Annotated in this window: 12 protein-coding genes; 11 read left to right on the plus strand and 1 reads right to left on the minus strand. The window is 65.4% G+C overall.

Annotated features, from left to right (window positions below; genetic code table 11):
* Positions 1-29: 29 nt before the first annotated feature.
* The 7 genes from VGM20_06350 to VGM20_06380 all read left to right on the plus strand — a co-directional run bounded on the left by VGM20_06350 (position 30) and on the right by VGM20_06380 (position 7,936).
* The gene (locus tag VGM20_06350) at positions 30-266 is read left to right on the plus strand and encodes a hypothetical protein (protein ID HEY4100480.1); all 237 of its coding nucleotides are present in this window, start codon (positions 30-32) and stop codon (positions 264-266) included.
* Positions 267-346: 80 nt separating this feature from the next.
* The gene (locus VGM20_06355; GenBank protein ID HEY4100481.1) at positions 347-679 is read left to right on the plus strand and encodes a PadR family transcriptional regulator; all 333 of its coding nucleotides are present in this window, start codon (positions 347-349) and stop codon (positions 677-679) included.
* Between the two features lies 1 nt (position 680).
* Positions 681-3,341, plus strand: coding sequence for an ABC transporter permease (locus VGM20_06360; protein ID HEY4100482.1), 2,661 nt, complete (start codon positions 681-683; stop codon positions 3,339-3,341).
* Between the two features lie 100 nt (positions 3,342-3,441).
* Positions 3,442-3,756: a hypothetical protein gene (locus tag VGM20_06365; protein ID HEY4100483.1), complete on the plus strand. Its 315-nt coding sequence runs from the start codon at positions 3,442-3,444 to the stop codon at positions 3,754-3,756.
* A 336-nt stretch (positions 3,757-4,092) separates the two neighbouring features.
* Entirely contained in the window at positions 4,093-4,833 is a 741-nt protein-coding gene (locus tag VGM20_06370) for a hypothetical protein (protein HEY4100484.1), read from the plus strand.
* An 89-nt stretch (positions 4,834-4,922) separates the two neighbouring features.
* Positions 4,923-5,273, plus strand: coding sequence for a PadR family transcriptional regulator (locus VGM20_06375; protein HEY4100485.1), 351 nt, complete (start codon positions 4,923-4,925; stop codon positions 5,271-5,273).
* Positions 5,270-7,936, plus strand: a complete 2,667-nt coding sequence (locus tag VGM20_06380; GenBank protein HEY4100486.1) for an ABC transporter permease — start codon at positions 5,270-5,272, stop codon at positions 7,934-7,936. Before VGM20_06375 ends, VGM20_06380 begins: the two co-directional genes overlap by 4 nt.
* Before the next feature lie 41 nt (positions 7,937-7,977).
* Here the strand turns inward: VGM20_06380 and VGM20_06385 are convergent, their stop codons facing one another.
* A complete protein-coding gene (locus VGM20_06385) occupies positions 7,978-8,538 on the minus strand; it encodes an NAD(P)H-dependent oxidoreductase (protein ID HEY4100487.1) in 561 nt (186 codons plus the stop codon).
* A gap of 372 nt (positions 8,539-8,910) precedes the next feature.
* Here VGM20_06385 and VGM20_06390 point away from each other — a divergent pair, with 372 nt between their 5' ends.
* From VGM20_06390 to VGM20_06405, 4 genes are all read left to right on the plus strand, one after another.
* Positions 8,911-9,411: a GspH/FimT family pseudopilin gene (locus tag VGM20_06390; protein ID HEY4100488.1), complete on the plus strand. Its 501-nt coding sequence runs from the start codon at positions 8,911-8,913 to the stop codon at positions 9,409-9,411.
* Positions 9,412-9,419: 8 nt separating this feature from the next.
* Positions 9,420-9,815 (plus strand): prepilin-type N-terminal cleavage/methylation domain-containing protein, encoded by a 396-nt coding sequence (locus VGM20_06395; GenBank protein ID HEY4100489.1) that lies wholly within the window; start codon positions 9,420-9,422, stop codon positions 9,813-9,815.
* A 10-nt stretch (positions 9,816-9,825) separates the two neighbouring features.
* The gene (locus VGM20_06400; protein HEY4100490.1) at positions 9,826-10,701 is read left to right on the plus strand and encodes a type II secretion system protein; all 876 of its coding nucleotides are present in this window, start codon (positions 9,826-9,828) and stop codon (positions 10,699-10,701) included.
* Between the two features lie 8 nt (positions 10,702-10,709).
* On the plus strand, positions 10,710-11,528 hold an 819-nt coding region (locus VGM20_06405), incomplete at its 3' end, for a hypothetical protein (protein HEY4100491.1).

The raw sequence follows: 11,528 nt of genomic DNA on the forward strand, positions 1-11,528 counted from the left end.
CGCCGCACCGCACCGGAAAAGGATCGCAGATGACTCCGCGTCAATGGGACTGGCTCCGCGATTTCTCCATCCGATTGCTCATGTTCGGATTCTTTGCGGTGGCCGCTCTCATGCTGCGTCAGCCAGGCCACGAGCCATTGGTCGCGTTGCCGCTCCCCGCACGGATCGTCGCAGCGGTCTTCCTTGCGGTCCTGCTCTCGGCGCTGAGCGCCACCTTCAAGGATTGGCGCAGACAACGCCTCGCCCGGCGGCTCCCCACGAACTAGTCACGGGCTGCCGTCCCCCTCCTGTTGCTTTTCGACAGGAGCACCTCCATCTTCTGTCGGAACCCGACAGAAGAGCCCCCATGTCCGCGCCATCCTCCGACGTCGTCCGTGGCACCCTCGATCTCCTGATCCTCAAGACCCTCGCGCTTGACGCCATGCATGGCTGGGGAATCTCGCAACGGATCCAGCAGATGTCCCGCGGGGTGCTCGATGTCAATCAGGGGTCGCTCTACCCCGCCCTCCAGCGGCTGGAGCAGAAGGGATGGATCGACAGCGACTGGCGCGCCAGCGATAACAATCGCCGCGCCAAGTACTACCGGCTGACCGCGATCGGGCGCCGAGCACTTCATCAGGAGACCGCCAGCTGGCGCCGCTACGTGGCCACCATCGATCTCATTCTCGGCGAGGTGTGAAATGGATCGCCTTCGCCTTGCGCTGGCCAGAATCCGCGGGCTCTTCGGTCGCAGCGGCCGCGACCAGAACCTCAACGACGAGATCGCGCATCATCTCGAGCTGGAGACGCGCCAGCGGATCGCCGCCGGCGTCGCGCCGGACGAAGCGCAGCGCCAGGCGCGCCTCGCCTTCGGTCCGATCGAAGCGATGAAGGAGATGCACCGCGACGGACGCGGGATCATCTGGCTCGAGGAGTTCGTCGGCGATCTGCGCTACGCCTTCCGCGCACTGCGCCGCGCACCGATTCTCGGCGGTGCCGCGATCATCACGCTCGCCATCGGCATCGGCGCCAACACCGCGATCTATTCCGCGGTGGACGCCGTGATCCTCCGCCCGCTCCCGTTCAACGACCCCGACCGGCTGGTGATGCTGACCGAGGAAAATGTGGACCGCGGCTGGCACCTCAACGTCGCCGCCCCGGCGAACTATCTCGACTGGAAGGATCAGGTCGCGGCGTTCAAGGATGTCGCCGCGTACATCCCCTACTTCGACACCGTCACGCTTACCGGTCAAGGCGAGCCGCGAGCGATCGATGGCGCCACCGTGACCGGCAACTTTTTCTCGGTCCTCGGCGTGCGGGCGGCACGCGGCCGAACCTTCACCGATCAGGAGACGTGGAGCGGCGGGACGATCGTGGCAATCATCAGCGATCGCCTCTGGCGAACCCAGTTCGGTGCCGATCCCGCGGTCGTGGGGCGTACGGTCCAGCTCGCCGGCACTGGTGCCGAGATCGTCGGGATCATGCCGCCGGGTTTCACCTATCCATCGGCGTCCACCGATGTCTGGGTTCCCACTGGATGGAATCGGGACAATCGATCGCAGGTCTTCTTCCGGCGGGCTCATTTCATCCGCCCGATCGCGCGCCTCAAGCCCGGTGTGACCGCGCACGAGGCCAACGCGCAACTGCAGGTCGTGGTGCAGCGACTGCAGCAGCAATACCCCGCCACCAACACGCACATGGGCGCGGCCTTGCTCCCGCTGCACGACTTCATTGTCGGCACGACGCGGCAGCCGCTGATCGTCCTTCTCGCGGCGGTCGGGTTGCTGCTGCTGATCGCGTGCGCAAATGTCGGCAACCTGATGCTGATCCAGGCAGCGGGACGCGGCCGCGAAACTGCGCTGCGCCTCGCCCTCGGCGCGCGCCGCGGACGCCTGGTTCGCCAGGGACTCGCCGAGAATCTTCTCCTCTCCGTCACCGGCGGCGCCGTCGGGCTGGCACTGGGCTGGTGGGGAACCCACGCGCTGGCCGCATTGATACCGTCGGGGATGCTTCCGGTTGACGACATCAGCGTCCGCTGGCCGGTGGTCGGGTATGTCATCGCGATCACCCTGGGGAGCGGCGTCATCTTCGGCATGGCACCGATCCTCTGGACGCTGCGGCGTGTGCCCGGCGACGCGCTCAAGGAGGGTGGGCGCGGCGCGGGGACCAGCCAGCGGATGAGGCGCTGGGGTCGGTTCATCGTCGTGGCGGAGGTGGCGCTGGCGCTGCTGCTCTCGATCGGTGCCGGCCTGCTGGTGCGTTCGTTTCAGCGGCTCGAGCGCGTCAATCCCGGATTCGATCCCGATGGCGTCCTCGCGATCTCGACGAATATCCCCGGCACACGTTACGACACCGCAACGAAGATCAGCGCCTTCTATCGCACGGTGCTGCAACAGGTCAGCGCCATCCCAGACGTGCGCTCCGCCGCGGTGACGACGTCGCTGCCGCTGACCGGAGGCGTCGGCTGGACCAGCGACTTCACCGCGGCGGGACGTGGACCGGACGGCTACGGTACCGAGGTGGCACACCGGTCGGTTTCGCCCGATTACTTCCGCACCATGCACGTCCCGATCATCCGGGGACGCGGGTTCACGCCGGCCGATCGCTTCGACGGCGCCCAGGTCGTGGTGATCAACGAGGCGCTGGCGCGGAGCTACTTCCGCGGCGAGAACCCGGTCGGGCAGCGGATCGCGTTCGACCGGATTCCCGATTCCAATTCAGTCTGGCGCACCGTCGTCGGCGTGGTGGGCGACGAACGACAGGCCGCGCTCGCGACGGCGTCACAGATCGAATTGATCACGCCCGAACAGCAGGCGCCCTCGACCTTCATGAACCTCATGGTACGCACCGGCCATGATCCAATGGCGGTGGCGGGATCGATCAGGCGGGTCGTGGCCGGCATCGATCCGTCGATCGCCTTCACCAGCGTGCAGACAATGGACGACGTGCGCGATCAGTCGCTGGCGCAGGCGCGCTTCCTGATGACGCTGCTCTTTGCCTTTGCCGGCGCGGGATTGCTTCTCGGTGCCGTCGGTGTGTACGGCGTCATGGCCCACGCCGCCCGCGGGCGGACCCGCGAGATGGGAATTCGCGTGGCGCTCGGCGCACAGCGGCCGGCGGTGCGCTGGCTTGTCCTGCGCGAGGGATTGCTCCTGACCGCGGCCGGAGTGGCGCTGGGCGTCGCCGCGGCGCTGGTCGCCTGCCGCGCGATGACTGCGCTTCTCTATCAGGTCGCGGCGAGCGACCCGGTGACGTTCCTCGTCGTCCCGTCGGTCCTTGCCTGCACCGCATTGATGGCCACCTGGCTTCCAGCGGCGCGCGCCGCGCGGGCCGATCCGATGGAATCACTTCGAGCGGAATAGCGGTCGGTAACCGACCGCATCGAGCGCGACCTTGACTCGGATGAGTCCCGGCGGAGATTCCCCCCGGGACTCATTCCTGTCACGAACAACGGGGGATCCGATGTACCTCATTCGCGAGATCATGTATTGCCGTCCCGGCAAGGTACGGGGGATGGTCGAGAAGTTTCAGGCGATGTCGAAGCTCGGCGAAAAGTCCGGCATGCCGAAGATGAGGGTCATGACCGACTTCTGCGCCGAACAGTACTGGACGGTGGTGGCGGAGTTCGAAGTCCCGACCCTGCAGGCGTTCGAGACGATGATGAGCGGCCCGGGCCAGGGGTCGGCCGAAGACATGAAGAAGATGGAAGAGGTAATGAAGGGGTACCACGATCTGGTGAAGCGCGGAAAGCGCGAGATCTACAAGATCGAAGGATAGAGACCTTCGGAGGCCGGTTGTCCGGATTTAAGACAACATGTCCTTAAAACCGGACACTCGACCGTCCGAGCGCTCATCTCACCAATCGCGATTTAACCCGGCACGATCCCGAAGACTTGGCCGTACCGCAGCATGCCTTTCGTCGGCGACGACGCGGCGCCATCCCAGGCAAACCCAATGGATATGCGGCTTTCACGCTACCGCGCCCACGGCGACCTCGCAGGCGCACCATGGCGCGTGTCAGCGGACACGTCGGTGGCACGGCGCTCGCTCTGAGGTCCGCCGTCCACCAGGCAGTCCGATCCATCACGCACGCACGGCAAAGGAGCCCCCACCATGCCCGGCTACCGTTTTGGCAAGCATCCGCCCAAGCGCGACTATCGCACGCTGCGCTTCCACGACTATCTGTCGGCGACGCTGCCGCCACCACCCGCATCGCACGACGTCCTCAAGACCGTGTACGCCAATCTCAAGAGCGCCGATCCGACGCGGCTCTTTCCGCTCGACGGCAACGACACCCTCGGCGATTGCACCATCGCTGCGGTGGCGCATGCGTGCACGGCCTATCAGGCGCTGATCGGACGCAAGACGATCATGCCGCGGGCGGATGTGGTGAAGCTGTACCTGCGCCTCACCGGCGGCATCGACAGCGGGTTGAGCGAACTCGATGTGCTCAACTACTGGCGCAAGCACCCGGTGGCCGGCGACGAAATCCTGGCTTTCGCGGCCGTGAATCTCCGGAATCACACTCATGTGAAGCAGGCGATCGCACTGTTCGGCGGCGTCTACCTCGGATTCCAGGTGCAGGAGGATTGCATCGCGGACTTCGACGCGCGGAAGGCGTGGACCCCAGGTCCGCTCACGCAGGACGGCCACGCGGTCTTCGCCGTCGGGTACGATCGTGAACATCTGACGGTGCTGACCTGGGGGAACACGCAACTCGCGACGTGGGGGTGGTGGGACGAATGCGTCGACGAGGCGTATGCGATCGTGCCGCCGGAGGCGAAGAATCCGGCCTTCGCGCCGGGCTTCTCGGTGGCGGCCCTGACCAGCGACCTGCAGGCCATCGCAAGCTGAATCGGCAGCCCGGGCCGCCTGGACGGGGCCCGGGCAACCTTTTCGTGCCGGGCGGTATCTTACCTTTAGATCATCTGAAGGAGACTGCCATGGCCGACCCGCGCAACGAACTGGTCCAGGGAACCCTGGAGATGCTGGTGCTCCGCACCCTCGCGCTCGAACCGATGCACGGGTGGGGGATTGCCCACCGGATCGAGCAGATGTCCGGTGCCGTCTTCCTGGTGACGCAGGGATCGCTCTACCCCGCCCTCATCCGGATGAAGCGGCGCGGCTGGGTCCGGACCTCGTGGCGCACGACCGAGAACAACCGGCGCGCGCGGTATTACGAACTCACCGCGATCGGTGCGAGCCAGCTCGACGTCGAACGCGCCGCGTGGCAGCGCGCGTCGGAGGCGATCAACGGCATCCTGAGCCCGCGCTGGGCACTGGCGGACCTGTGACGATCCTCAACGACCTGCTCGAACGGGCCCGCTCGCTCCTCTTCCGGCGCCGGGATGAGCGCGAACTCGCCGAGGAACTCCACACCCACGCGGCGATGGAGGCGGAACATCGCCGAAGCCGTGGCACCAGCGCGGCCGAAGCGCATCGGCAGAGCATCCTCGCGCTGGGCGGCGTCGAACCGACGAAGGAAGCGGTGCGCGATGCGCGCGGCACGCGTCTCCTCGACGACAGCATCGGTGACGTGGCGTACACGCTTCGCACGCTGGGACGATCACCCGGGTTCGCGGTGGTGGTGATTCTCACCCTTGCCATCGGAATCGGCGGCACCACGGCAGTCTTCAGCGCGGTCGATCACGTCCTGCTGCAACCGCTGCCGTATCAGTCGCCGGGACAACTGGTCCGCCTCTACGGCGCGTCGGTGCAGGATCCCAACGGCCGCGGATTTCTCTCGCCCGTTCACTACAAGGCGTATCGCACCAGGCTCAACTCGATGGACGGTGTTGCCACAATTCTCACCTACGACGAGAAAGGCGCCGACATCGGCAGCGGGAACACAGTCCGACGGATCAGGCTCCTCCCGACGAGTTCCAACTACTTCGATGTGATTCGGGTCAGGCCTGCGGTTGGCCAGCCGTATCAGCCTGACGCCGAGAACGGCAGCGGGATCGAGGACAACACCGATGGCGGCGCGGTCGTGGTGTTGAGCCATCAGCTCTGGGAGGATGTGTTTCACGGCGATCCGTCGGCGATCGGCAGGACACTGGTCATGAACGGCCGCGGCTACACGGTCACCGGCGTGATGCCCGACGGATTCAACGATCCGGTCGCCGGAGCGATCGATGCATGGGTACCGCTCGACCTGAGTCAGGGGAACGATCCACGCGAAGCGGGGAATCACTACCTGTCGGTGATTGCGCGCCTCAGGCCGGGGGTCACGATCGAGCGAGCACAAGCCGAGGTGAATTCGCTCGCGGTTGAGCTTGCGCGGGAATTTCCGCAGCAGAAGGATGAACGCGCGCGACTCTATCCGCTGAAGGACGACATCGTCGGCGCGTCGAGCCGCTCGCTCGAGATGATGCTCGGCGCGGTGGGCCTCGTCCTCCTCCTGGTCTGCGTCAACGTCGCGAATCTCATGCTGGTCCGCGGCTCCGAACGCACCCGCGAGTTCGCGGTGCGCGCCGCGCTTGGTGCCGGTGGTGGCCGGCTGGTGCGGCAACTGCTGATCGAAAGCCTGACGCTGGCGCTTGCGGGCGCCGTCGCGGGATTGATCGTCGCGCGGCTTGCGATGTCGGCGATGGTCGCGTTGAGTGCCGGCAACATTCCGCGCCTCGCATCACTCTCGCTCGATCCAAGGTTGCTCCTCTTCGCGCTCCTGGTCGCCACGGCATCGGCGGTCATCTTCGGCCTGACGCCGGCGTTGCGGGCAGCACGGACGCAACCGGGTGACGCGCTTCGGGATCAGAGTCGCGGTGCCACGAGCGGCCGGCGCTCGATGCGGCTCCGCGAATGGCTGGTGGTCTGGCAGGTGGCGCTGGCCTTTGTCCTTCTCGTTGGCGCGTCGCTGCTCCTCGCCTCCTTCCGCAAGATCGCCGACGTGCCGCTCGGCGTGAACGCGGCGAACGTCCTGACGTTCGAGCTCAATCTCCCGTCGGCTCGATACGACTCGACGGCGCGTGGACGTTTCTACGACGAGTTCGACACGCGCATCGAAACGATCCCCGGCGTCCGCGCCGCCGGCGGGATCTCCAAACTTCCCGCGACCGGGCCGTACCATCAGTGGGGGGCAATTCCGACCACCGGACCGAAGGCCGCCGAGATGCAGCAGCGCGCCGTGGGCGCGGAGAACCGGACCGTCTCGGGAGATTATTTCCGTGCCGCCGGGATTCCGCTGGTGGCAGGACGCTATTTCAATGCGAGTGATGATCTGTCGGCACCAAGTCGCGTGGTGATCAGCGCCGATCTCGCCAAGGCGATCTTTCCCGGCGTCGACCCGATCGGCCAGTCGCTGCGTACCGGCGGCCGGGCGTGGGAAGTGATCGGCGTCGTGGGCGATGTATCAGTCGACAACGAAGGACGCACCGATTTCTACATCTATCACGCGCATCGGCAGTTTGCCGGCGACCGGAACTGGTCGCTGACACAAGTCGTGTCGACCACCGGTTCGCCGACGGCGCTCGAACCGGCGATTCGTCGCGAACTTTCGCAGGCTGACCCGCAGCTGGTGATGTTCCGGCCGATGACGCTCGAAGCCGCGATCGGCCGCGGAGCAGCGCAGCGCGTCTTCACGCTCAAGATGCTGGCGACCTTCGCCGTCGTGGCGCTGGCGCTGGCAGCACTCGGTCTCTTCGGCGTGCTGTCGTACGGGGTGAAGCTGCGCAGTCGCGAGTTCGGGATCCGCATGGCCCTCGGCGCCGACCGGCCTGCGATTCGCCGGGCGGTCATGGCGAACGGACTCGTGGTCGCGGGGATCGGGATCGCCGTCGGGCTCGCCGGCGCCGTGGCGCTGGCGCGAACCATGGCGTCACTGATGTTTCACACCTCGCCGCTCGATCCCAGGGTGCTCGGGGCAGCTATCGTATTCATGACCATAGTGGCCGCGGTCGCCGCGTACATTCCCGCCTACCGTGCCACCGCGGTCGACCCGCGGAGCGCATTGCAGTAGTCGAACCTCGCCGCCGTCACGCGCCGCGCCGGGTCAACGACTCAGCGCGGCGTGTTGCGTTCCACCCACTCGGCAAAGGCGCGCATGAACTTGCGGAAAAACTCTCGCGAGGAGTCGTTGATCAGCTTCCCGTCCTGATCAAAGAGGTCGCCGGCGCGAGCGATGTACGCCTCGGGCTGTGCCATGGCAAGCACGTTGACGTAGACCAGCGCCTGCCGGAGGTGATGGTTGGCCCCGAAGGCGCCGAGACCGAATGGCGTCACGGAGACGACGGCGCCAGGCTTTCCATTCCAGACACCGTGGCCACCCGGCCGCGAGGCGATGTCGATGGCATTCTTGATCACGCCGGGGACCGATCGGTTGTACTCCGGCGTGAAGAACAACACCCCCTCGGCCTCCTTGATGTCACGCCGGAACTGCTCCCACGGCGGCGGGACGTCCTCTTCCAGGTCCTGGTTGTACATCGCGAGGGGGGCGAGGTCGAGCTCGCGCAATGCGAGGGATGGGGGAGCGAGCGAGATCATCGCCCGGGCGACCTTCCGGGTCAACGATTCCCGGCGCAACGATCCGACGAGGACCACGATCTGGCGGGCATCAGGCATGGAGCGATTCCAGAGGAAGAGGCATCATGGAGAGGATAGCGGGTTCGTTGATGGGGAGGTGAGACTGAACCACTGACCGCAGCTGGCAGGCCACACAATGCGGCGCATACACAACAACGAGGACGTTCTTGCTGGATCGATGCAACAGTCGACCGTTGGCTTGGCGTCGAATCGAGTCAACAAAGGACCTGTTCGAAAGTCCCGCAATGAGCTGTCCAATGACCTGCGACTGATGTACTATCAGTCTCCAGAACCTTGACAGAATCACCGATTGATCCGTCCACGGCCCGATCCGGACGCCCTGAAACGTCGGGGGAATCGCAGTCAGGTTGCGGTCAGCATGGGGCATGGGACTTGCTCGACAGGTGCGTGATGATTTCACCGAATGCAGCGGCACGGCAGGCGACGATCGGCCGGACGGCCCCCAGGGGAACGGCCGGTTTCACGTTGATGGACATGATCATTGTCATGGTCATCATGGGAATCCTGATCGCCATTGCCGGCCCGAAGTTTTATCACATCACGTCGCACGTCCGGGTTGACGAGGCGACCACGATCGTGGCGACCGACCTGCGCCAGGCCGTCTCGCTCGCAGCACGCGAACAGAAACCGGTGACGGTGACGACCGAGACATCGACACGGTACATCATCAAGGACCGGGCAGCATCGCCGGCGGACACGGTCCGCCTGCGGCGCAATCTTGCGGTGTCGGCGATGAGCGGGGTGGGGAGCGTGTCGTTCTCGCCGGCGTCGGTGGTGGTCTATCCGAACAGCACGGTGAGCGGCGCGCTGACCGTGACGCTGACCACCGATTCGTACACCCGCACCGTCACCATGTCGGCCGCGGGCCAGGTCAGGATTCAAGCACCATGAAGGGGCGAATGACGAAGCAGCGCCGGTGCGACACGCGAGCGGGGTTCTCGCTCTTCGAACTGCTGATTGCCGTCGTGGTCCTGGGCTTCGCCGCCGCGGGGCTCGGCAAGCTGATGCTTGGTGCCGCGCAGTCCGGCCGGCATGCCGGCGCGCAGGGGTATCGCACGGCGATCCTGAACGGCGAGGTCGCCCGGATCACGGCGGCGCCGATCGGATCACTTGACGATGGCACCACGACGACGACCGTCACGTCGCAACCGCTGCCGTACATCCTGACCACTGTGGTCGCGACGTCGGGCACGGCGCAGACGGTGACGATCACCGTGGCGCCGACTGGTGGTGACTCGATCGCACCGGTGACCCGCACGATTGCGCGCACGCTGGTCACCACAGACCCCTTCTGACGGGCTCACGATGATCCGCTCCCGACGTGGTGTCTCGCTGGTGGAAATGCTGATCGCCATGGTGGTGTCGGCGGGCGTGGGCCTGGCGATGATGGCGCTGCTGACCGGATCGACACGCTTCGAGGAGCGGGCCGAGGCGCAGCGGGCTGCGCGGCTGGTATCGCGCGCCGGCATCAGCGTGATCACCAGCGAGCTTCGGATGGTCGACCCGTCGTGGGGAGTCGAAGCGGAGACAACGACGTCGATCACGGTGAAGACGCCGTACGCACTCGGCATTGTCTGCGACACGACGGGGCTCATGACGATGATGTTTCTGCCAGTCGATTCGCTGGCGCTGAATGCGGCAGGATTCTCCGGGATGGCGTGGCGAGCAACTAGCGGAACGTACCATCCGATCTCGGGCGGCACGCTGACGACGACATTCACCGCTCCGTCGGCATGCCCGAGTGCCAACTTCCCTGCGATCACGGCGCCCACCAGCATTCCGAACCAGAAGTCGGTCTATGCGACGATTTCGGGGACGGTTCGTGACGGAATCGCGAAGGGCGCAGTGGTCGTACTCTATCGACGGACCAAGTTCTATTTCGCGAGCTCTACTCAAACTGGACTTACGTCGCGGACGGCCCTCTGGCGAAGCCATCTCGATGCCTCAGCGGGCGCGGGTGACGCCACCGAACTGGTCGCTCCGTTCAACTCCACAGCGGCGTTCCAGTTCTATTCAGTGGGTTCGGCGACACCATCCTCGACCGTTCCGGCAACGCTGTCTGACACGCGCGGATTGCTGATCTATCTCCCCGGGCAAAGCGAGAATACTGCCCGGACGCGATCGACGCCGGAAGAGTCCGATTTGACCACGTCAGTCTACTTCTTCAATTCGTCCTCGTGAGGCCACGAATGCCACAGTTGACTGACCGTCGCGGATCGACATTGATCGTCGTGATGCTGCTGGTGTCGCTGATGTTGATCGCGATCACTGGCGCCTTCGTTCGTACCAGCGCGGAGCGGCGCAGCGCGCTCGACGGCGCGGCTCAGGTCGATGCGTTCACGCTGGCGCAGGAGGGGATCGACAAGTACATCGCACTGGTCACGTCGATTCCGGCCAGCATGCCCGACTCGCAGCCGTTTACCCTGACCGGCGGTCGCGCAGTCGTCGTACTGCGGTATTTCCATACGGCCGCGAGCGACACGACGCTGGTGCTGATCTCGCGCGGCGAGGTCAACTCAGCAGACAAGTACTCCTCGGACGCGGCGATCGCGTCACGGACGGTGACACAGCTGGTCAAGTGGACCGGCGGAAGCATGACGCTTCCGGCAGGCTTCACCGCGTTGAGCGGGTTTACGGTGAACGGAAACTCAGCGACGATCAGCGGCGTTGATGCGTGCACAACTGCGCCAGCCCCGTTGACTTCAATTCCAGGGGTTGCGGTCCCGCAGAACTCGGTGGCTGACACATCGGCCATGTTCTCCAGCAATCACCCGAGCGACGTTGTCAGCAGCGCTCCGATCACCCAGCCGATTGTCGACATCGGAACGCCTGGTTCGACGGGCACCGCGAAGGATTCTGTCAACGTCGATTGGGCCGGGATCACGGCACGAACAGCGATCACGCCGAACTATTTCCAGAAGACGACGGCACCCACGTCGGGGAGCTTCCCGACCAGTGCGCAGATCAATGGATCGCACTGGCCGGTGACATTCGTGCAAGGAGATCTG

Source organism: Gemmatimonadales bacterium, from assembly GCA_036500345.1.
Taxonomy (GTDB): domain Bacteria; phylum Gemmatimonadota; class Gemmatimonadetes; order Gemmatimonadales; family GWC2-71-9; genus Palsa-1233.